At 47.6% G+C, this 23,512-nt stretch carries 19 protein-coding genes; 5 read left to right on the top strand and 14 right to left on the bottom strand.

From position 1 onward, the window contains the following. Positions 1-288 precede the first annotated feature (288 nt). Together AC58PQ_RS23825 and AC58PQ_RS23820 are read left to right on the top strand one after the other, a co-directional pair. Positions 289-1,056: a DODA-type extradiol aromatic ring-opening family dioxygenase gene (locus AC58PQ_RS23825; protein ID WP_497246010.1), complete on the top strand. Its 768-nt coding sequence runs from the start codon at positions 289-291 to the stop codon at positions 1,054-1,056. Positions 1,057-1,135: 79 nt separating this feature from the next. Next, entirely contained in the window at positions 1,136-1,507 is a 372-nt protein-coding gene (locus AC58PQ_RS23820; RefSeq protein WP_497246008.1) for a DoxX family protein, read from the top strand. A 57-nt stretch (positions 1,508-1,564) separates the two neighbouring features. On the opposite strand, the gene AC58PQ_RS23815 is transcribed toward AC58PQ_RS23820, so the two are convergent. From AC58PQ_RS23815 to AC58PQ_RS23765, 11 genes are all read right to left on the bottom strand, one after another. Continuing rightward, positions 1,565-1,891, bottom strand: coding sequence for a type II toxin-antitoxin system RelE/ParE family toxin (locus AC58PQ_RS23815; protein ID WP_497246006.1), 327 nt, complete (start codon positions 1,889-1,891; stop codon positions 1,565-1,567). Further along, positions 1,875-2,147, bottom strand: a complete 273-nt coding sequence (locus AC58PQ_RS23810) for a type II toxin-antitoxin system prevent-host-death family antitoxin (RefSeq protein WP_497246004.1) — start codon at positions 2,145-2,147, stop codon at positions 1,875-1,877. The genes AC58PQ_RS23815 and AC58PQ_RS23810 overlap by 17 nt, the downstream gene beginning before the upstream one ends. Positions 2,148-2,407: 260 nt before the next feature. Then, positions 2,408-3,313: an effector binding domain-containing protein gene (locus tag AC58PQ_RS23805; protein ID WP_497246002.1), complete on the bottom strand. Its 906-nt coding sequence runs from the start codon at positions 3,311-3,313 to the stop codon at positions 2,408-2,410. Positions 3,314-3,385: 72 nt separating this feature from the next. After that, positions 3,386-4,096, bottom strand: coding sequence for a metallophosphoesterase family protein (locus AC58PQ_RS23800; RefSeq protein ID WP_497246000.1), 711 nt, complete (start codon positions 4,094-4,096; stop codon positions 3,386-3,388). A gap of 156 nt (positions 4,097-4,252) precedes the next feature. Further along, positions 4,253-9,412, bottom strand: coding sequence for a right-handed parallel beta-helix repeat-containing protein (locus tag AC58PQ_RS23795; RefSeq protein WP_497245998.1), 5,160 nt, complete (start codon positions 9,410-9,412; stop codon positions 4,253-4,255). A 114-nt stretch (positions 9,413-9,526) separates the two neighbouring features. Continuing rightward, positions 9,527-11,050: a glycoside hydrolase family 28 protein gene (locus AC58PQ_RS23790; protein WP_497245996.1), complete on the bottom strand. Its 1,524-nt coding sequence runs from the start codon at positions 11,048-11,050 to the stop codon at positions 9,527-9,529. Positions 11,051-11,074: 24 nt separating this feature from the next. Then, positions 11,075-12,169, bottom strand: a complete 1,095-nt coding sequence (locus AC58PQ_RS23785; protein WP_497245994.1) for a glycoside hydrolase family 88/105 protein — start codon at positions 12,167-12,169, stop codon at positions 11,075-11,077. A gap of 52 nt (positions 12,170-12,221) precedes the next feature. After that, entirely contained in the window at positions 12,222-13,349 is a 1,128-nt protein-coding gene (locus tag AC58PQ_RS23780) for a hypothetical protein (RefSeq protein ID WP_497245992.1), read from the bottom strand. A gap of 2 nt (positions 13,350-13,351) precedes the next feature. After that, positions 13,352-14,227 (bottom strand): carbohydrate ABC transporter permease, encoded by an 876-nt coding sequence (locus AC58PQ_RS23775; protein ID WP_497245990.1) that lies wholly within the window; start codon positions 14,225-14,227, stop codon positions 13,352-13,354. A 38-nt stretch (positions 14,228-14,265) separates the two neighbouring features. Beyond that, complete coding sequence (locus AC58PQ_RS23770; protein WP_497245988.1) at positions 14,266-15,216, bottom strand: ABC transporter permease; 951 nt, start codon at positions 15,214-15,216, stop codon at positions 14,266-14,268. A gap of 87 nt (positions 15,217-15,303) precedes the next feature. Continuing rightward, entirely contained in the window at positions 15,304-16,842 is a 1,539-nt protein-coding gene (locus AC58PQ_RS23765; protein WP_497245986.1) for an extracellular solute-binding protein, read from the bottom strand. Positions 16,843-17,129: 287 nt separating this feature from the next. On the opposite strand from AC58PQ_RS23765, the gene AC58PQ_RS23760 reads away from it, so the two are divergent. Beyond that, positions 17,130-17,216, top strand: a complete 87-nt coding sequence (locus AC58PQ_RS23760; protein WP_081787580.1) for a putative holin-like toxin — start codon at positions 17,130-17,132, stop codon at positions 17,214-17,216. Between the two features lie 313 nt (positions 17,217-17,529). After that, positions 17,530-17,616, top strand: coding sequence for a putative holin-like toxin (locus AC58PQ_RS23755; protein ID WP_081787580.1), 87 nt, complete (start codon positions 17,530-17,532; stop codon positions 17,614-17,616). Positions 17,617-17,794: 178 nt separating this feature from the next. Here AC58PQ_RS23755 and AC58PQ_RS23750 read toward each other — a convergent pair whose 3' ends face one another. Further along, positions 17,795-19,312 carry an extracellular solute-binding protein gene (locus AC58PQ_RS23750; RefSeq protein WP_497245984.1) on the bottom strand — a complete coding sequence of 506 codons (1,518 nt, stop codon included), beginning with the start codon at positions 19,310-19,312 and terminating at the stop codon, positions 17,795-17,797. A gap of 154 nt (positions 19,313-19,466) precedes the next feature. On the opposite strand from AC58PQ_RS23750, the gene AC58PQ_RS23745 reads away from it, so the two are divergent. Next, the gene (locus tag AC58PQ_RS23745; protein ID WP_497245982.1) at positions 19,467-21,791 is read left to right on the top strand and encodes a helix-turn-helix domain-containing protein; all 2,325 of its coding nucleotides are present in this window, start codon (positions 19,467-19,469) and stop codon (positions 21,789-21,791) included. 161 nt (positions 21,792-21,952) lie between these two features. Here AC58PQ_RS23745 and AC58PQ_RS23740 read toward each other — a convergent pair whose 3' ends face one another. Next, entirely contained in the window at positions 21,953-22,249 is a 297-nt protein-coding gene (locus AC58PQ_RS23740) for a hypothetical protein (RefSeq protein ID WP_497245980.1), read from the bottom strand. A 371-nt stretch (positions 22,250-22,620) separates the two neighbouring features. Next, a complete protein-coding gene (locus AC58PQ_RS23735; protein ID WP_497245978.1) occupies positions 22,621-23,460 on the bottom strand; it encodes a sugar phosphate isomerase/epimerase family protein in 840 nt (279 codons plus the stop codon). Positions 23,461-23,512 lie beyond the last annotated feature (52 nt).

Genomic DNA, 23,512 nt, shown 5'->3' with positions numbered 1-23,512 from the left:
AAAGCCCGAAATAAGATGATGCCATCACCTTTTCTCGAGCTAGGCTCTAACCGCATCCGTACCTAACGACTAGGACCCAAGTCCATGTAGTGGCTTATGAGGACTTTAAATGTAGTTTGAAAATTTGCCCAATCAGATTTCAAGATATAATTAGTTTCAAGAACTGCTAAAACTTACAAAAAGTAATTTACTTACTTGACGGAGACACTTCATAATCGTATTATTGGTTACATAAAGTAATTAAATATATTTAAGTAAACAGTTGTGATAAATAAGGAGTTGTGCGATATGATTTCACCGATTTTTGTTGGGCACGGTTCACCGATGATGGCTCTTCAGGATACCGCTTGTACGCAATTTCTGCTCGATTACGGTTCGAAGCTGTCACCCAAAGCCATTGTCATCTTCACCGCTCATTGGGAAACAGAAGTGCTCACCATCTCATCCACGAATGACGTATACGAAACAATTTACGATTTCCGCGGCTTTCCCGATGAGCTGTTTCAACTGAAATATCCCGCCAAAGGTGACGTTGCACTGGCTCAATCTATCGCAGAGCGCTTTCAAGCGAAAGGTATCCCGGTTCAGCTGGATAGCACGCGCGGTCTAGACCACGGCTCGTGGGTGCCGCTGTTAAGGATGTTTCCTACACCTGAATGTCCCGTCATTCAGGTGTCCGTGAATCCTTACCTTCCGCCTGCGGAGCAATATCGGATCGGCGAAGCTCTGCGCGGACTGGATCAGGAAGATATCCTGATCGTCGGCAGCGGCGCTACCGTACACAACCTGCGCGCGTTGAACTGGAACGCCACCGAGCCGGATGCTTGGGCGATAGCTTTTGACGATTGGCTTGCTGCGAATATGCAAGCTCAGAACCTGGAGGCGTTGTTCAACTACGCCGCGGAAGCCCCCAATGCGAAGATGGCCGTGCCGCGCCCCGAGCATTTCATCCCGCTTTACATCGCGATGGGCAGCGGCGACCCGCAGCGACCTGTCGAGATCATTCACCGCAGCTATGAGGTCGGCTCATTGAGCTATCTGGCGGTTTCTTTTTAAGTAACGGCGCGTCTGAATGAAATTGGTGAAGTTGCACAAGATAACGTAACCAATTTCAACAAACAGAGGTGCTCTGGCAGTGACATGGACGACTCGCATCATTCAAATCTTGTTGGCGGCAGCGTATGTCATGTTCGGGATTTTGAAACTGTCTACCCATGATCTACAAAAGGCCATCTTCACGTCGACCTACGGGTACAGCGTAAGTGTCATGTACATCATCGGTGCCGTCGAATTTATTGCCGGCATCGGGCTCATCATCGGCCTGTGGCACCCGCGGATTGCGCTCCTCTCCGCGGGTGTCATCGCCATGATTATGGCTGGCGCTATGCTTACCCACATCCGTTCTTACGAAGGTATGCGCACCTCGATCTTGCCGCTTATCTTCCTCGTGATGGCGATATTCGTGGTTGTGAGAAGCTCGCGTGTACGAGAACGGGAATGGGTTTAAATAAAAAGCGTGAGAGCCAAAAGGCCCTCACGCTTTTTTAGTTAGGCAAACCCTACTCTATTCAAACGAGCCAAACAATTCACGAAGATAATCTCTACGTCCATGCAAAATACGATGGATGACTACAGTGTCGTCAAAGATCCGATAGAAGACCAAATACGGATTCACGACGATAAATCGATAGCCACGCTCTATGAGTGTGTATTCCTCATCTGACAATACAGAGCCCATATTAGGGAAATCTACTAATCCAGCTATATGACGATCTAAATTCTCCAGCATGCTTTCCGCAGCGGAAATATGATCTTGGGAAATATACGAAAATATTTCATCCATATCATCTACGGCTACAGGAGAATATTTGATCTTATCCTTTAGCGGCATTAATCTTCCTCCGCATCCTTGCTATTACTTGGTCATGATTAAGTAATTCTGCCCCTTCGGCTACCTGCTTTTCAGCAATCAGAAGCTTTGACTGTAGTTTAATGCGAGCTTCCATTCGCCGATATGCCTCATGACTCATAACCACTAAATCGGCTTCCCCGTTACGTGTTATAACCACTGGCTCGTCTAGCTCATGGCAGTATTTTGAAAACCCATTGTAATCCTGCCGTATTGTAGTGGAGGGCTTGATATTCATACTTTACAACCCCTTTCGAAATGACATTATTCTGACAATATTATATCATTAAAATGTCAGTCAATACTACTCGGCGCTTTATCCTTTTTTTAACTCACCTTCCCACTCTTCAAAAAAAGAGACCCACAGCAACGGGCCGCGGGTCTTAAGGTATATATATTTAAAAGGGGGTCGAATTTCATTATAGGCTCCGAACCTTAAAGCGAGATGAAATTCAGATGTCATTTGCGTGACAAATGATACCTCATTTATTACAAAGCCTACTTCGCCTTGATCGGAATATAAATATCCATCTCAACCAGCTCATGCAGGTTGGCATGACAGCGCTCATCATAGTATTCGAACTCCGCGCTTCCCGCATGCTCATACCCCGAATGAGGGAACCACTCGGTGAAAATCGTATGCCACGTGCTTTGAATCGATGCCGAGAACTGATCCATCGTCACCTTCGGTGTCGTAAAGACAGCATACTCCGCTCCAGGAAACTCGCGGCATACCATATTCGCAGGTACGTTCTCAAAGTCCGTAGCCTCCATCCCAATGATGTAGGTTAAGTCCCCGCTCCCCAAGTCAAAATCCGCACAGATCCCCAGTTCAACACACGACTCCGTATAGACGCGATTAGGGATCTGTTCCCCCATACTCTCCCCGAGATACTTCTGCCAGAAAGCCGGGATATCGCGGTGATTTTGACCCTCTTTGCACGAGGTCTTCAATTCATACCCAATCAACTTAAACCCAGGCTTCGTTTTCAATGCGTAGTCCATACGTATTCCTCCTAAATAGGGATTAAATTTCCGATCCAGCACATTCACTTTGAGATAGCTAGGTGGCCGTATGCCTTGCTTGCGATAGGCAAGCGGGGTACGTTCAAACACCTTTTTGAATGCCCGTGTGAAATTCTCAGGGGATTGGAAGCCATTGTCAAGGGCGATATCGATCAACTTCTGCTCCGTATGTGCGATTTGATAAGCCGCTCTCGCTAATCTTCGTTTGCGAACATATTCCATCACCGCGTCCCCCACCATGGTTTGAAAAACGCGATGGAAATGGAAGGCTGAGAAGCAGGCTACCTCGGCTAAGCACTCAACGGACAGCGGTCCCGATAGATGTTCCTCAATATGATCCAGCGTCATCTGAATCCGCGTCTCATAATTGGTGTCCATCGTTTGCCCCCTTCAGCTTGATAATCACAGTTTACGCCATCCAGAACTACGCTTCTTGATATTTCTTGCTCCTTATTTCCAACTGCCCTTCGAAGCAACGGAATACGTTTTGTATTGATTCTTCCCCTTAATTTCCAGAAGATTCAGCTGTAGACCATAAGCACAGCCGCCATCGATCCCGATTTTGTCCGTATCAAACCACACATCTGCTTTCCCATGAATATCCTTGGTCGTCGTATGCCCGAATACGACATGCTTCTTCACAACTGTTCTCTGCTGTACGAATGGCGCGCGAATCCAAATAAAGTCACGCTCCGGCTGTGTTTTCCAGTCTGCATAAGCCGGATTTAGCCCTGCATGGACAAAAATATGCGTGTCATTCTCGTAATACAGCGGCAGCTCCCGTAAAAATGCAAGATGCTGGCTGCAATTCGCCCGAATGCGCTCTTTCGCTGCTTTCAAATCAAAGTCTCTGACACCGCTAAAGCTTTGAAACGTCTGAATGCCGCCATGCTCAAAAAACTTCATTTCCGTTAAGGCATCCGTCTCGCCCATCACTTCCAAAAAGCGTTGATCATGGTTCCCTTTGAGAGCAATCGCACCCTTTTCACGCACCAAGAACATCACATGCTCCACAACCTCCCGGCTGGCAGGTCCTCGATCTACATAGTCTCCTAGCAAAACAAGCTGATCCTCTTCCGCATTGAACTTTACTTGATCTAGTAATTCCTTAAACTCATCCACACAGCCGTGGATATCACTGACTGCTAGTAGTCGTTTCATAGCCGTTCCCCCTGATGATAACTTGTCGAACTCCCATGTATATGTAGCTATTTTAGCATATTTAGGCGCATTCGAGCTTCCTTAATTATGGAAACTAGCATAGGAACAACAAAAAGGACGCCCTGGGCGGACGTCCTTCTCTCAATCTATTCTCATTTATTCATTGATAAAATGAACAGCTTGCAAGAATCGTTTCAGCATGACGGCTGCTTCTGCTCTAGTCGCATCCGCCTTAGGAAGGAAGCTCGTTTCCGTAGCACCTTTCACAATCCCAGCATGAATGGCTTGGGATACTGCTTCTTGCGCCCACGCGCTTACCTGCGACGCATCCGCAAATGCCGCCAATCCTTTCAGATCTACGTCAACCGTTGTGCCTGCAAAAGCCATGGCTCTTGTCATCATCACAGCCATCTGCTCACGAGTAATTCGTTCATTCGGTCGGAAGGACCCATCCTCATAGCCGTTAATGAGGCCGGCTTTAGCAGCGGCGCCCACACTTCCTGCATACCAGCTGCTTGCAGATACATCTTTGAATTTGGCGGCACCCGAAGCTCCATCTTCATTCAAGCCCAGCGCTCTGATCAGAAGTGTAGCAAATTCAGCACGAGCAATGGAGAGATCTGGTGCGAACGTGTGCGCCGTCATACCTTGAATGACGCCTTTGGATGCGAGCAATTCAACGTCGGACTTCGACCAATGCGTTTGTACATCATCGAAAGTTGGGGAAGTTTGTACAACCGCATACAAGCTATTGCCTGGACGCTTCATTGTCACCGTCGTTTGCCCATTACTCCGAGTAAATGTAGCAGGCACAAAGGTAAATCCACCTGTCTCTGGATGAATCCAGATCGCCGTTGACTGGTTAGCGTCAAGTTCACCATCCACGATCAAGCTTCGTGTCACATACGTGCTGCCGAAATCATTCACGGCAACATGCTTACCGTTAGCTTCAGCAACGACAGTAAATTCAATAGGGTGGCTGACCAAGGACACACCACGCTCTTCCATGTTTGCACGTAAAAGCTCTTCATTCTCCGCTGAGCTCTGCATAATCATAATCCGAATCGTCATCTCTGCCACATCTGTCGCCAATGATTGCGCCAATTCCAACAGATGTAAAGCATGTAGCGGCAACTCATACGTAATGTCATTAGCTCTCATTAATAACTTAATATCTGTGGATAACTTAGTCCCCTGTTGCAGAGCACCTGCAGGAAGCACAACCTGTGCAGCAGACTCCGTGCTATTTACATCTATAACAATCGTTTGTGTATCGGCGTTCTGAGATTCAAGCAGGTCCATAGCCTTTACTAGATCCTTTTCTGTGACCGTAACAGTAGAAACCGTTCTACCATCGACTGTCTCATTCGTCGGATTACTTGTAATTTGCACACCTTCCGGTATCGACTTAACCGTCTCCGCAGGAATCACGACTGTAGGTCCACCAGTTGCTACCGTAGGCAAGAACTTCAGGAAGCTTCCCTTAAGAATCTTTCCTGCTTCATCTCGCTCGAAAGGTAACACAGGCACCAAGCTTTCAAAATTGGCAGCCGTTAGCTGGATACCTGCTTTATTCACTGATTTTGTGCCATTCCACATATAATTCGTATCGGAGCCTAGCTCTGCTGGATAAGCATCCTTAGCTGTGTAATCCTTTTGATACGAAATGAAGCCATCGATACTAAAATCCAATTCGATCCCCGTGTAAGAAGTGAAATTCAGGTTCCCTTTGGCATTGTTATAGCCAATATTGGTGCTTTCTGCTCTTACGCCAGGGTTGCTATTGCTAGCGAACCCATACGCGCCATTACCAAAAGCGATGCTGTTACGGATGATGTGCGGCACATGGATACCTTCGCCCCCGAGCTTAAAGCCGTTTTTGTCACCGGCTCCTACAGCTCCTGAAGTCAATGTACCATTGTTGTAGGCGATACTATCTTCAATGAGTACAGCACCGATCGCACCTGTGCCTGCCTTCGTATAGAGATCCCAACCATCGTCGATATTGTTATGCGCAATATCACCCCGGAAGATGTTCCCCGTGCCCGAGGTCAGCTTAGCTGCAAAGCCATCCGCATTGTTGTTCGATGGATCAGCATTATCGAAAGATTCACAATTGAGAATGAGATTGTTGGAAGGCCATAGCTCTCTGCTTGCAGCTTCATCCGTGCGGCTAATTTGCAGCCCCGTGTCGCCGTTGGCGTAGAATCGACTACCTTCCACCGTATTGTTGCTTCCGCCGACGGTGAAGCCTTTGGTATTTGCAGCAGAACGCGTGAAATCTATCCCTATCACATGCCAGTAACTGCCGCTTAGCACAACACCTTCCGATTTCTTGTCAAAATCGATAATCGGCTTCGCGCCTGGTGCCGCGATCAGGTACTTTCTAGCGTCAGCCGTGCCATCATGACCTTTGGGAATGTCGATTTTGGCTGAGCGTACATACGTACCATCGAGTAGAATGACCTTTTGGCCAGGTTTGACATAAGCCACAGCCGTATCCAGATCTAATGGATGGGCTAACGACCCATCACCGCCATCATTTTTCTGTGCTGTCGGTGATACATAGATGTCCTCGCCGTCCCTATATGTTTTCATATCAACCGTGAAATTTTTGACGATTTTATCATAAGAAGTGAGGTACTGGGTATCGTCTGGTACAAAAGCCGCGCTAAAATTGGTATACGTATTTGCCGTTACTGTCGTGCTCAAGGTAATTGGCGAGCCTTTCACCACACTTGCGTTTTGGAGAAGTACGCTCTCTCCCTGCTTAACCGTAACCGTACCGTTCACATTGGATTTCACCCCTAAGGAGTACGCAGTATCCGATGTTTGTGTAAGCCCTGTAACACTAACCTCCGGGGGCACAGGTAATGGATCAGGCTCTACCAGAGGTTTATCCGTTTCTGCTGCACTAACCTTTAAGTTGATATCACTAACATCAATCGTTGCTAACCGTGCCACATAGAAGCCCACATACATGTTATCTTGGTCTTGGACCTTCATAATGTCAGGTACGAAGAAGCTCGCCGCCACCCCGCTCGTTCCCTTATCTAGCATACCTGTGAAGCCACTATTCGTTTTGATTAACTTAAGTTTATAGTTAGAAGCCGTTGTGCTTGATGTCGGTTTCACAGGCTCCAGCATCTTGCTTTGAACCCCTTGGCTGCCAGCGCCATCTGGTGAGGTAATCCCTGTTCTTACGAATAACTGTGTCCCGTTCTGCTTCGTTGTCGCTCCACTGTAGCCACCGATTGCTGCGATATTGGAAGCAAATACGGTGGAATCACCAGCCGTTCCAATCGCATCTCTCGCCATAATTCCGAAAGATTCCTGGCCGTCATGAGGATCCTTCGCATAAGCGGTAACTTGGATATTAGCGGATAACTCGAAATTATCTTTCGTCGGATCTAGCTCAACATAATAGAAGCTGATCCCGTCATGATCGCCTGTCACCTTGCCGCCGCCTTCTAACGCGATTAATTGAGCGGCACTACCTGGCGTAATGACATTCACTTTATTACTGGCAGTCGATGAGGATTGTCCGAATCGGATCGACTTCCATTCAAAGGTTCTAGGCTCTGTGACCGTTATTGGAAGGACTGTCGAAAACGCTGTTCCTTTTAAATGAATCTGAAGATTGTAAACGCCAGCTTTCGTCTTGTCATATTCGCTGTACACGACATCATATTGGTCCGCCGTCAGCATTTCTTTGTAGACACTGTCATAAACCCTAGATACGCCCAAGCCTGTCAGATCCAGATCTTGACCAATCTCATACGTTGTCCTCGGATAGTCAGAGACCTCGATCCCTACGACAGACTGCTGCTTAACGATAATAGGAAATGTTTTCGTTATTACTGCGCCTTTGTAGGACGATACCGTAATTGTTTTCTCGCCTGCCGTGCTCATGTTGGGTGAGGAAAGTGTGTATTCGTTCCTCAGCAGCTTCTCTTCCGAATGATCGCTATACTTCGCATACACAGCTAACCCTGCTTTTTCGAAGGCTTGACCGATGAAATACGTCGTCTTTTGCGGTAATTGACGAATCTCAAGATCAGTCATTTGCGCATTTTTCACTGTAATATCGAACGTTGTATACGTAGCGGATGTAACCGTTGAGCGAACCGTTACTGTTTTCGTACCTGCAGTCAGGAACTTATAGGTTACATTCGTAACCGACTCGGCGTCTCCTTGAGGAACCGAAAGTGCATATTGGCTGCTTGTCAGCTCCGCCCAATCTTCGCCCCCATTATATTGTCCTCGTACAATAAGCCCCTGGGGATCCAGATACTCGCCGATGTAATAAGACGTTTTGGCTGGTAAATAGGTGATACCCATGCCTGTTACAACAAGTGGCTTGAAGTGTAGCGGAATTGTTGCGGTCAGCCCATTATAATTAATCGTAATTGGGCGATCACCATCTGTTCGGTTATTGAACCCCGTAACGATATAATCGTTGGCAGAAAGCACTTCCTCGTGGAGGTCAGGAAATACCGCTGTGACTTTTAAACCAGTTAGATCCAAGCTGTCACTAACGAAATAGTCCTTTTTAAAAGAAGATGAATCCAATTTCAGTTCATTAGGAGTTCTCGTGTCTTTGGTGAAAGAGATGTTGGAGAAAGTTACGGCTGAATTTCTGGCAACATAAAGTCCAGCGTAAGCCATGTTGCCTGTAATGGTATCAATAACTTGTGTTTGATCTCCTATTTTCAGCATGTAGGCATTTCCTGATTTTTTGATGCTCATTGTGTAGCTCACCCCTACTTTAGGGGAAGTAGCGTTTGTGAATTCATACCCCGTTTTGACTTGAGCTAAAGGAATCCCACTTTTGTAAAATCCCTTCAATGATTGATCTAGCGCACCAACAGCCAGATATTCCCCAGTAAATGCAGGGCCCGGACTTGCTCCTTGATTCACATTCATTAAAATATTAGTTCTCAACATCAGACCAAAGGATTGTTGGAGATCGGCACTCGATGTCCATGTATTCACAGTGGCTGTTGCGGTTAATTCGAAATTCTCATTGGCCAGAACAGGTTGAAAATAATAGGCCATTCCTTCTGTACTTCCAATCTTCCCCTTACCTCCAGCAGCACTCATGAAAACAGATGAATCTTCCTTCTCCTCAATTTTAAAATTAGCCGCCGATGGATTCCCACCAATATCACCAAAAACACTACCTTGCCAAGCACTCGTATTGGGAATGCTAATCATCCCTGCTGGCGGATCTGCAGCCCATGCAGCAGTCGGCAGCATAGCTGCCATTAAACATACAGCCATTATAAATGCGATCAATCGATTCTTTTTCCTCAAGTCACATATCTCCTTTATATTGGACTTGTATGCGTTTTCATTTAATAAGAAGTGTTGCTGCTTTCTGCAGTAACTCGGATAGAAGGACGCCCGATGGCGTCCTTATTCTTCTAATTACAATCCGTCCAGCGAGCCAATCGGCTCTTTCGTTTCCTCCAGATAGCCAAGTTCTGTCGACTGCCTTCCTGAGAAGTACACATCCTCCGAACGAGCAACCCGTACGACTGGTGTCGCGGGATGTTGCCCCTTCATCGCGAGCGAATCAACTTCGACACCCTTCACATCTTCCAAACGAAGAGCAGGGCCCTGCCGCGTTTCAATACGCACATGGTGAAGCTCCAAATCCGCTACATGCTTACAGAGCATGCCGTCGCCAGCCATGATGATTTTCTCCCTCACCATATCAGGTTCATCCCCCTGCTCCGCAGGATCTGTCGTCATTTCGATGTGGACATGTGATAACTGCACGTCCCGAATCGGCATTTCCGGCAAACCGTAGAGGAAACCAGCAGCAGCGCGAGTGCGCTTCGCCGTTACTTGATGTATCCGAATGTGTTCAATCACAGGTGTACGTTCGGTTACGGGAACCGCATCGGGGCTGCTGATCAATGGATTGCTTTCGTCAACACCATGTCGATAGAACGAGTTGATCGTTATCGGGCAGAACACATCTTCCATGTAAATATTGCTGATCAAAATATTCTTGATATACCCACCGCGGGCGCGGTTTGTTTTCATCCGTATCCCACGATCGGTCCCTGTGAAGATACAATTGGAAATAACCACATTACGAATACCGCCAGCCATCTCACTGCCGAGCACGACACCGCCATGCCCTCTCAGCATCGTACAGTTGGTAATCACGATATTTTCTGAAGGCTTGCCTACCCGCCTGCCATCTTCATCGATGCCGGATTTAATGCATAAGCAATCATCGCCTACATCGAAGAAGCAATCGGATATACGTACATTTTGGCAAGAGTCGATATCTAGTCCATCGCCATTAGGCGTATCATTCGGGTTCTTGATCGATACCCCATGAAGCTGAACATCCGTGCAATAAACCAGATGTGTATTCCAGAACGGAGAATTTTGCAAGGTGATGCCTTCGAGCCTGACACCTTCACAATCGATCAATTGCAGCAGCGGCGGTCTTAGAAATTGGGCGGACCACTCCACAATATTGCTCTTCACCGTTTCCAGCAAAGCCTTATTCTTCACCTTGAGCTCTTGCATCTGAGCGGAGTCCAATGTGCCGCCTTTGCGAATCTCACGATAAGCCTGCCACCAAGCGCTGCCTTGACCATCGATGATGCCGTCGCCTTTGATAGACACCTTCTTCAAGCCTCTGCCATAAATGAGCGGGGAGTACCCGTAGCATTCGTAGCCCGACCAGCGCGTTGGAACAAGAGGATACTTGTCGAAATCCTGCGTAAACATCAATTCCGATCCAGACTCAAGCTCCAACGTCATGTGGCTTCGCAGCTCGATTCGCCCTGTCAAATAGGTGCCAGCTGGAACGTACACCGTTCCGCCCCCTTGCAGGGAGCAGGCTTCAATCGCCGCCGCGATAGCCTGCGTATTATCCGTTTCGCCATCTCCGATAGCGCCGAATGTCGTTATATCATAGATCGCCATCGTCTACTTCGCTCCTTCGAATCCTTACTTATTCAATGCCTGAACTTCAACGCACGCCATGACAAAAGCTCCCACACCATGCAGATCATTCTCACTCGTTGGACGCGTTACGTAATTCTCATAGTCTCCCGCAGAAGTTCCAATACAGATTAGCGGCATAATAACTCTGCCTTGCTCGTCAAATTTCAACGTCCGCAGCAAGCCTTCATACCCCTTTACCGCTGCTTTCGCACATTCACGGCCAACGACGCCTAGATTCACGGCTTTGGCAATCGTGTATACGAACAGACTTGTACAGGAGCTTTCGAGCCAGTTATCCGGCTGATCGCCTTTATCGATCACTTGGTACCAGAGGCCGCTCTCCGCATCCTGGTAGCGGATTAAGGCATGCACGAAATCGTGCAGCGAGCTGACTAGCGCTTCGCGCCCTGGCTCATCCGCAGGCAATTCGTCAAGGAATTGCGAAATCGCTAAGCCGTACCAGCCCAGCGAACGTCCCCAGAATTCCGGCGAGCAGCCGGTTTCGGGGTTCGCCCACGGCATGCGGCGGCTTTCGTCCCACGCGTGGTACAGCAGACCCGTGCGCTCGTCTTTCATGTGCCCCCGCATAAGCTGCTCTTGATGCAGCACGGTTTGGCGCAAGCTCGTTTCGCCGAAGGCGTTCGCGTATTTCAGCGAGAATACGCCGGCCATGTATAAACCGTCCAACCACATTTGGTTGGCGTATTTGTCTTTGTGCCAGAACCCGCCTTCGGAGGTGAGGTTCAGGGTTTTGAGCAGGTTGCGCAGCTTATCCGCCGCAGCGCGGTATTTAGAGTGGCCTGTGCGTTGCTCCAAGCGGAACAGCAGCAGCCCTGCTTGCATCGCATCGAGCTCATCACGAGCGAAGTAGAGATTGCCATAGTCGTCGACTAGACCATCGACATAGGCCTGAATATACGTGTCATAGCGGTCATCCTGCCCCGCTTTCGCGAGCATTTCCATGCCGCAAAGGAATACACCTTGATGGTAATGCCAACGCCCTGCTGGCGGAAGCTCCATCGGTGTATGCATGTCCATGATCGAGTCGCAGGCAGCTTGTGCCCACTCCTGTGGTGTTTTCGTTTGAACAGTAGCCATGATGGGCATCCCCTTCCTAATTAAGAAAATGGTAAATTTAAACGCTTCAATTTCAATTCATGACGTGGAAAATAGGCCGTTTCGTGAGAGCGGGCGCCTTCCTTCCAGCTAACTGGTAGCAAACCGAACGTATCAACAAGGCTTGTGTGCCAGCGTTCATATCGCCTTCCACTTCGCCGCCCCCAATGTGGACAGCCTTCGGCATGCCGGGGTAAAACTCCCCTGGCTTCACTTGCGCTACATTAGGTGCTGCCACCGAATGCGCAAGCTCGCGGGAAAACCCGCCATCCGCACGAAGAAGGCGTTTCATATTCGCAAGCGTAATGGCGATGATCTCGCGCAAATCTTCTGCTGGAATGGACAATTTCATGTAGGATAATAAATGAATCGGATTGCGAATATAGCACATATCAACCGCTTCCTCATGCCGCAATGCGTAGAGGATACTTTGATAAATCCGGTCCTCTCTCGGCAACGGCACATCAAAATGATCGTAGAAAATGTGCAGCTTGAACGTACCTGAGATTCGCACATAGTAGGAGCCTTCTCCCCATAAACCGGTAAAGGGATCCTGTTTATTGGCGAAAAAACGGAAAGCTGTTTGCGCAAACTCAGCTCTGCGGCTCGCCAGTTCCACTTGCTTCACATATACGCTGGAGGTGGAAAGGCGATCACAGCCTCGCCAGCTGTTCGTTAGTTCGACCGCGTTTAGCCAAGCGAGATAGTCTTCTGGCGAAGACATATAGTCCGGAGCTTGCTGTGCCTCGTAAGGCAGCGCGTGAAGCGGCTGCCCGCCAAGCTTGCGCAACGCATTCAAGCTGTAGCTGATTGCGCGGGCAACCATCACTTCATCTTCACGCATGAGCGGATTCTCGTCATAGAAGTAGCCCGACGATGATTCCTGTTTGCTTTGAAAGAAACGCATGCAGCTGTCTTTCATGGCCACTGGCACTTCGGCCAGCCAACCGCAGCGTTCCAGAATGTTCAATGCCTGTGCCGTGGATTCAATGTCAGGAACGCCGCCCAGCATCCGTCTGGAGCTTGCGGCGTAATAGAACCCGCCGCTTTCCGCATCCATTTGCCCGCCGAGCCACGTTCCAAAACCATCAAACAATCCATCCATCTCGGTTAAAAGTTCACTGATTTCCTTGTTTGAATCGTGCCCTTGTCCTTCTCTCATCATTAACCCTTAATGGAGCCAATCATTGCACCCTTAGCAAAATGCTTCTGCAAGAATGGATACACGATCAGAATCGGAACCGTAGCTACGACGATAACAGCCATTTTGATCGACTGTGCTGGTGGCGGTGTCGCGCTGTCCAAGTCCGAACTCACGTCCAAACCGCTGGCAAGGACGACAATTTGGCGAAGCAATACTTGAATTGGCCATTTGGCGCTTTCATTGATGTAAAGAATCGCACTCAAGTACGTGTTCCAATACGTTACCGCATAGAACAATGAAATCGTCGCAATCGCAGGCATCGATAATGGCAGGACGATACGGAATAGAATTCCAAAGTCGCTGCAGCCGTCGATTTTCGCCGACTCCTCAAGCCCCTCAGGGATGTTCTGGAAGAAATTTTTCAAAATAATTAAGTTAAACGCACTGACTGCTGTCGGAAGAATCAACGCCGCGTAGGTGTCGATCATACCAAGCTCCTTCACAACGAGAAACGTCGGAATCAAGCCGCCATGAAACAACATGGTGAACACGACGAGGAACATAATGATTTTACGTCCATCCACATCTCTGCGTGCCAAACCATAAGCCATCAACGCTGTGATGAACATACTGATCACTGTGCCGATAACCGTCGTCCCTATCGATACGGCCATCGCTTTAAATATGGTATTCGTTGAAAAAATAAATCGATAGGCCTCGATACTCCAATCCGTCGGAATGAGGACGAATTTCTTCGACGCCATTTCCGCACTCGTCGTGAAGGAACCTGCCACCACGTGCACGAACGGGATGATCGTAATCAATCCGATGATGGTTAATAACAAATAGTTGATGATACCGAACATTCTGCCGGCTAATGTTTTATCTTCTACCACGACTTCAACCTCCTAGCTGCTTTACGCTCTACTCAAGCTTAGTAAACGCCTTCTTCGCCCATTTTCTTCGAGATTCGATTCACAATCATCACGAGCGCAAGTCCAATGAATGATTTGAATAAACCAATCGCTGCGCTGTAGCTGAATTGCCCTTGTTTCAGACCTGCTGTATATACATAAGTATCAATGATCTCAGCAACTTCTCGGTTCATGGAGTTAAGAAGCAAGTACACATGTTCAAAACCGAGCTCGAGAACCGCACCAATTTTCAAAATTAATAAAACAATAATGACACTTCGAATCGCGGGCAGCGTAATGTGCCACACTTGTCTAAGCCGTCCTGCACCATCCATGCGAGCAGCTTCATATAAACCAGGATCAATGGACGCAATCGCCGCTAAATAGATGATTGTTCCCCAACCTGCTTCACGCCAAATCACTTGCAAAATATAAATCGGTCTGAACCATTCTGGAGCCAGTAAGAAGTTCACTTTTTCTAAGCCGAAATAGGAAATCAACTCATTAATAATACCGCCGTCCATGGTTAGCATAACGAAACTGATGGATACGATAATAACCCAAGACATAAAGTGAGGCAGGTAAACGATCGTTTGAAACACTTTCTTAAACAGATCCCCTCTGACTTCATTCAGCATGAGCGCCAAGATAATCGGAATCGGGAAGTAGAACAAGAGATTCATGACGAACAAGATTAACGTATTGCTCAAAATATTTAGAAAATCCGGCTCTGTAAACAAGCGCTTGAAATGCTCCAAACCGACCCATTCACTTCCGGTAACACCTTTGAATGGCTTGTAGTTCTGGAAGGAAATGATCAGCCCATACATCGGAATGTATTTGAAAACGATAAAATACAAAACTCCCGGCAGCAACATAACATAAATCCATTTATTTTTCCAAAGGCGTCTGCTCAGCTCACTGCTTGACTTCCTAGCGACCACGCTTTGTGCTACTTTCACTTCTTGCATTGGACTTCTTCCTTTCCTTAAAAGGAGAAGACTGCCGCGGTTTCAGCAGCCCTCTCGCCTTGACTTGTCAAACACTTTGTTGGTGAATTACTTTTTAGCTGCGTTGTATTCCTCGATGATTTTGCTGCCGCCACGCGTTTTCCAATCTTCAATCGCTTTCTCAAAGCCTGCTTTATCAATTGTTCCGTAAATGTACTTGTTCGTTGCATCAATAATAACGGCTTGCGCTTGAACACCTTTTTCAAGGTTTGTTTTGGAATCAAGTGCTGCTACTGGATCTTGCACAGCGAACTTCAGGTTCGCGATTTTTAGTTCATCCGCTTTCCCTTGCGCAGGGATTGTTGGAATACCCAAGAATCTGCCAGAAGTATCTTCATCACCAATCGCTGTATCTGTGAACGGTTTCACTTCACGTGTCCATTTTTCTTCATCCAGCTTCTTCGCTTTGTTATCTGTTACGCTGTAGTTCGCATCTTTAATGCCCCAGTTCGCCATGTTGGCTACTTCTGGTGTCATCATTTTGTCGAAGTAAGCTAATACTTTACGAAGATCAGCTTCCGTTTTATTCGCAGATTTAGGGAATAGAACTACGTTTGCATAACCAGGTAGCGCCCATGCTGCGAATTTGCCGTCAGGTCCAGCAACCATACTGTGAACATCTACGACTGCTGTTGGTACGTTTTTGACCAGATCTTTGTTCAGCGTAGAAACGTCTGTCATTGCACCAATGTACATGCCGGCTTGGCCGCTAGTGAACAGCTTTTGTTGATCTGTTTTACTTGTTGCCGCGAAATCTTTGTTGATGTATCCGCCGTCACGCATTTTCTTGAAATAATCCATCGTCGCTACATATTGTGGGAACATGAATTCAGGAGCTAACTTGCCGTCCTTAACGCCCCAGTTATTCGGTGTGCCCTGCCAAGCAGCAATCGTTTTGAATGCGCCGTAGATCAAATCGTTACGATCCGTAAGTCCGATGGTGTCTTTCTTGCCATTTCCGTCAGGATCGTTTTCCGTAAACGCTTTCGCCATTGCGAACAACTCATCTAGATTTGCAGGAGGTTTCAAGCCAAGCTTATCCGCCCAGTCCTTACGGTAGATTAGACCTTGACGAGCAATGTCTACACCGCGGTACAAGGAGTACAATTTGCCATCCACTTTCGTATTATCATTCGTTGTGGATTTCAACTTGCTAAGGTTCGGGAAGTCCTTCAATAGAGGCCCGATTTCCCAGAACTGTCCGTCACGGATTGCGGTTTTCATTTGAATGAATGTCGCTTGGTTTTTCAAATACGTTGCTTGTGGCAGAGCGCCAGTTGCGAAAGTCGTATTCAGCTTCTCTTCATACGTGTCTGCCGGGAAGAATTGATACGTCAGCTTCGTGTTCGTTAATTTCTCAAGTTCTTTAATTATGGTATCTGGCGGTGTTTGTGCCGTATTAAGTGGTGCCATGATCGTAATCGCTGTCGGCGTGTTATCTGTAGGTTTCGGTGTTGCTGCTGTAGATGCTGTTGTTGTTGCTGCTACCGATGACGATGCAGGCGTTTCTTTCTCTCCGCATGCTGCCAAAGCAAAGCTAGAAACGAGTAGTACGCTAAGTGGAATCGTGACTAATTTTCTCTTCATATCGGGTTGACCTCCGTGAAAATGTGGTGTGCTACAACTCACACATTACACGGCTTGAAAGGGGTACCGAAACAATCATTTACTCATATAAGCCTTATGTGGTGCGGGATGTGAGATGATGATTATCGGGAGGGGAGATGATTACTTGGGGGATATATCGCAATAACAACTCGCACACATTAAAAGGAAAAAAAGAAAGAGTCTGCCAATTGGCAGACCCGTTATGATATATTTAGTTGGTACATCTCAACTTGTGTGCGGCTCCCTCCGGAAAGGAGGTTGATGCCATGGAAACTTTCCAAACGATAATCGTTATGCTTGCGTTCGGTACGTTCATACTGGCGCTTCTGACCTATATCGAAAAACGAAAGTAACCCACTCAAGCTGACGGCTTAACCAGTGGGTTACACCTTGCAACTACCTTGGAGGTTGCCCACCAAATAATTGTACAGGAGACGTGTTAGCCGCACGTCTCTTTTATTATTTATAATCTTATCACGCCTGTTTTATACGCGCAACTCACTTGTTCTACTCTAATTCCATTTTCATTTGCTTTTAGGCAATAACTAATCGCACACATTAAAAGGAAAAAAAGAGAGAGTCTACCAATTGGTAGACTCTCTCTGATATATTTAGTTGGTACATCTCAACTTGTGTGCGGCTCCCTCCGGAAAGGAGGTTGATGCCATGGAAACTTTCCAAACGATAATCGTTATGCTCGCGTTCGGTACGTTTATACTGGCGCTTCTGACATATATCGAAAAACGAAAGTAACCCACTCAGGTTGACAGCCTAGCTAGTGGGTTACACCTTGCAACTACCTTGGAGGTTGCCCACCAAATGATTGTACAGGAGACGTGTGACTAGCACGTCTCTTTTGTTATTTATAATCTTATCACGCCTGATTTATACGCGCAACTTACTTGTTCTACTCTAATAACGCTTAACTGCTTCACTTCTTCGCATACGCCTCATTATACTCTTGTATCATCTGGTTCCCGCCGCCGCGCTTCCAACGATCGATCTCTTGCTGGAAAGCCACTTTATCCAGCTTGCCTAATATATAATTGTACGTCGCATCGGAGATGATTTTGTACAATTCGACACCGCGCTCATCATAGGTCTTCGACTCAATACCCAATGTCGGGTCCTTGACCGCATAGTTCTCATTATCCAAGCTAAGCGTATCCGCCAGCTGAGACAACGATTCGCTCTCGACAACGGGAATCACGTTCGGGTTGTTCAGATCAGCAATCATCAACGCGTACAGCGCATTGACCTCATTGACACGAATCTTCGACGTCTCCTCGGAGAGCTGGATCTGCCCATTTTTGGCCGTATAATGACGTCCCTCCAAGCCATATTTCATGAGATTGGCGACATCCTTATCCATCGTCCGATCAAAAAACTGCAGCATCTGCTTAAGTTCCGCCTCGGTCCGTATTGCCTTTTTAGAAAACAAATATAAAGCACTAAAATTAGGAATGGACCAAATATGAAACCCTTGCGGTCCTTCAATATGATTCACTAGCGTTAATCTTGCCGCGGGATCCACTAACTGCACCTCATCCGATAGGCGCTGCACGTCCTGCATACTGCCGATGTACACGCCAGCTGTGCCCTGAATCAACTTATCCCGCTGCACTTCTTTACTCGTCACGGCAAAATCTGAATTAATCAGCTTCTCGTCATACAGCTTCTTCATGAAATTCATCGCGTCTACATACGACTTCGTTTCGAATTCGGGTACGAGCTTCCCACCTGAAACACCCCAATTATTCGGTGACCCAAAGTAGGAGCTGATTGTCTTAAAGGAACCGAACACCAAATCATTGCGGTCCGTTAGCCCGATCGTATCGTCCTTACCGTCGCGATCAGGATCGCCGTAAGTGAACGCTTTTAACACTTCATATAGTTCATCCAGATTTGCGGGTTTTTTCAACTTAAGATTATTCAGCCAATCCTCACGAATAATAATTCCCTGCCGAGAGGACGGGCGCTCGGTGTATAAGCCATATATTTTGCCATCAACAGCCGACTGCCCCAAAATCTCTTTATTCAGCTTTTTCAAGTTCGGATACGCGGCCAAATACGGTCCAATATCCCAAAATGCGCCGGAACGGATCGAATTTTTCATCAGCATGTAATCCGTATATTTAACGTAGGTCGCCTTTTTCAACGAGTTCGTCGTAAGGGCTGTATTCATTTTATCCGTATAAATACCGTCTGGAACCCAGTTCAAGTCCAGCTTCGTTTGCGTCCGATTCTCGATCTCCGTTACAAGCTCGTCTATCGGCGGATGCGGAAAATGAAGAGGTGCCATAATAGAAATAACAGGTCTTGTACTTTGGTCATCTTTCGCTTTGGGCGTGTTGTCCTTCTGACAAGCGCTCATCATCATAAGGATAATTAGAGCTATACTCATTCGTCCCGTCCATTTGAACCGCTGGCCAAACAAACTACTTCTCATGCTAACTCCCCCTTGCAACTGCTGTGTTTTGGCGGCAAATATGAGATAATGATTATCCCATTCGCAGATGATTATTGATCTGAACTGCACTCTTGACTACAATACATAGATAGTCTGACGAACGATTCTTCGAATAGATAAGGTGTTGGATGCGATGCGCTCTTTAAGTTTTCTTAGCAAAATGACGATATTCAGCTTCCTGCTCAGCACGCTGCCTGTGATTTTCATCGGTGCTTTTGCCTTCGTGACATCTTCTAGTGAAATCCAAAAAAATGTAAACGAAGGAAAAATGCAGTTAATCACCCAAATCAACTCCAATGTAGAGCAGAAATTAACCACTGTCAACCATACACTCAATCAGGTCATCAATTCCACCGTTCTCAAAAAGGCAATGGAAATGCCGCTGACTGTAACCGATTTCATGATGTACGATGATCTGCGCAGTGAAATCCGGTATATGCAATCTTTTGACACGAGGCTCGAAGATGTGCTCTTGATTAACGCGAAGCAGAATTGGATGATCAAAAATTCAGGGCTTTACCGTTTTGACAACTACCCGTTTGCCGATAAATTGATTTCGCTGATGAACACCCAAGATAACAGTATGTGGACCCTGAATCCTTCCGAGTGGTTTTACACCGAAGAAAATGCGCGTAGTGTGACCTGTGACTATAGTATTTCGCTTGTCAAAAAGCTGCCGACCACCGGCCTGGACAAATACGGGTTGGCCTTAGCTAATATTCCCGCCTGCTCCCTGCAGGATATGATTCAAAGTGATTCCGAACACCCCGATGACATTGTCATCATCGATGAACAACAGCGGATTGTGATGAATCGTGATCCGAGTCTAATCGGAAAAGCAATCACCGCGGCCGGTCTGACCGACCTGAAACCGCTTGAAGATGAAGCTAGCGGTCAGTTCCGAGCCAGCATCCATGATAAACCTTATTCCGTTACCTACCTGCGTTCTAACCTGAACAACTGGACCTATTTATCCTTGACTTCGATCGACAGCTTGACCAAGGAATCCAGCAAAATCGGAACTTATACCATCTACATTTGCGTCCTGATGTTAATTCTCGCTTTACTGCTCGCATGGCTAATTTCGCGTAAAATGTACTCACCTATTCAGCTCCTCCTGAATCAAATTGGGGGCTTGGTTACCGGAAATCAGCAGCGCAAAGCGAATGAGTTTCAGATGATCAGCGAGCATGTGCATACCTTGTTCCAATCGAAATCACAGCTTGAAAAAGAAGTCCATCAGCACATCGGGCAAGTGCGGACCTTCTTCCTCATCAAGGCTTTTCAGGGACATATTAAATCGGCGGAGTTGTTAGAAAAACTTGCTCAATTCGGCTACACCGAACATATTGCCGCGTGGAAAACGATGTCGGTCATCACGATCCAAATCGACGCCATCGACCATACCCGCTATGAGAAAAAGGACATGGAGCTGCTGCTCTTTGCCGTACACAACATGATGGAGGAGCTTATCCCTTCGGAACAGCGTTTAGCGCCGATCCTCATTGATCAGACGATCGTTACCATGATCGGAAGCGCGGACTCGGTTGACAGTGATTTCCGCTCGATGGTGTACGGCCTAACCGAACAGGTCCAGCAGCATATTTATAACTTCCTGAAGCTGCATATTTCCATCGGGATCTCCCTGCCGATTCATGCGTTCACCCAGATGTCGCTAGCCTATAAAGAAGGGCTTGAGGCCCTGAAGCATCGCATCAAGCTCGGTGAGGGCATCATTATTCAGTATGAGAACATCAACTCAGGGAAGCATTACTTGAATTTGAACTATCCGAAGCCTTTGGAGAACGATCTGATCGATAGCATTAAGCTAGCCGAAAAGGATAAATCCCGCGAGCTGCTGAAGCAGCTGCTGCATGCTGTGTTCGCGGCGCCGCTTTCCCCGCAGGAGTACCAGATCCCGCTGGCGCGGCTGCTCAACAACCTGTTGATGATGATGCAGGAATCCGGCATCGCCTTGAATCAGATTCATCCGAACAAAGGCTCTTTGTTCGAAGAAGTTCTCGGCCTGCACACGACCGCCGAGATCGAGGATTGGTTCTGGACCGAGGTCATCCATCCGCTGATCCGTATTTATCGCGACCGGCAGGATGCGCAGTACCACAACATTTCCGAGAAAATCATCGATCTCGTGCAGCATTATTACGATACCGATCTGACGCTCGAGGAATGTGCTTCTCGTCTGCATTACAATGCTAACTATTTGAGCAGCATTTTCCGCAAAGAGACGAACTGCTCCTTTAGTGATTACTTATCGAACTACCGCTTTAATATGGCGAAAAAGTGGCTCTCCGAGACCGATATGCCGATCAAGGATATCTCCTCGAAACTGCGCTATAACAACTCGCAGAATTTCATCCGCTCCTTCCGCAAACAGGAAGGCCTTACTCCCGGTCAGTACCGGGATAAACAGAAAGAGGGTTTGCCGCCTAGTACGTAGGTAGTGTTCAAGAGCAACAGCCTGCGTACCACTGCATGCACACAAGCAAACAGCCTGCGAAGCCACCACATTGTTGTTGGTGGTTTCGCAGGCTGTTGTTCGTCTTGCTGTAATGGGCAGCCTTGAGGGGGCTTGTCCACATGATCTCCGTTTCTACGCTATTAAGCGGAAACGACTTGGCTGGCTTCAACCGCTGTTTTCAGCGCAGCACGGTTGTCCCACAGGAACGAGAGAACTTGATTGCGCTCCTCGAAAAACAACTCTTCCGCGTCCTCATAATCTTTCCCTACACCATGAACACTAAAGCGTTCACCTTCATAATTCATTAAGGTCCATTGACCTCCTCGTTTTTTATCAGCAAAAACAAGGTAAAGCTTCTTCCCTGCTGCATCCCACTCCGCGAAATCAGAAAAGTTGTCCAAAATCAAGCTGATGTCCTGTTTATTCTTAATTTGCATGATCTTATCTCCTTTTCGCTTTTTTAAAATCGTACCCGAGTTTCCGTGAAAAGTTTGTCACACTTTAGGGACGAATTATAGGAATTTTTGTCGAAGGGGATGAGTTAGGTAGATACTCATGCGAAAGTGCATCATTTTTAAATCGAAAAGCGGATAGGACGGAAAGAGATGCAAATGTGCATCTTTTCCTCCTCTACGGTAGCTTTATTCAACTTTCCGCCCCAAATTGATGTATTTTCGCAGCTTTTTCGTCATTTTCAGCCGATAAACTCAGGAAATCATGCACTTTTGCATCTTGCGATCCATCCTGTCTAAGCTGCCGTACGAAAAATAGAGCGAATTCCCATCAAGGGGAATTCGCTCCACACACACTACTTAATCCCCGCCGCGGCATAGACCTTGTCGAAGCCAGCTTTTGACCGTTCCGCCAGACTCTCTGGAGAGTCCGTCGGAGGCTCCGCTGTCAGGATCTCCTGCGCCACAGCGCCGGTATAGCCAATACGCTGCAGGCCTTGCAGGAAGCCCGCCAGATCAATGACGCCTTCCCCCGGGTACACGCGTCCGTTGTCGAGCACTTCCTCCACCGGCACGTCCGGCGCATCGTTGATGTGAACGTGCACGATCTGATCGACGCGGAGCTTCTCGATATCCGCGACGGTCCCGCCATTCGTGTACCAATGGAACGAATCGAACAGCAAGCCCACGCCCGGCTCTCCGATCGCAGCGATCCAATCCAACGTTTCATCCATCGTCCAGATGAACGGATGCTTCCACCGTGTCCGCAAATGATGCGGACCGACGAACTCCAGCCCTAGGCGGACGCCGTAGGCGCCTAGGATTTGGGCGCACGTGCGCAGTCTGCGCGTCGCGAGCGCCATGAAGTGCGCTGCCCCGAGATCCGTCGAGGGCAGCACATACGTGCAGCAGCTCGTGCAGCCGAGCGCTGCTGCCGCTTCCGCGGCCTGCGCTAGCTTCGGCAGGCCGCTCAGGAACGCCTCTTCCGTGGTCCGCCATTCCACGGGCAACCCAATGGACCCGACAACGAGTCCATTCTTCTCTAATAACTCACGAGCACCAGCAATGGTGTGAGCTTCCACCAAGCTCAAAGCGTCGATATCGACCGCTTGGAAGCCATATTTTGCCGCTAACGCTATGAATTGCTCGTTGCTCTCAATCTTGCCAAGCCCTGCTCTCGTTAACCCTCTAAGCATCGATCATCCCTCCAAATGGTTGCTAGTTCTTCGGCTGTTCTACGTTTGCCCG

It is taken from the genome of Paenibacillus sp. J22P143 (assembly GCF_059692035.1).
The sequence above is the reverse complement of the archived record's forward strand: the minus strand, read 5'-3'. Positions and strand labels throughout refer to the sequence as shown.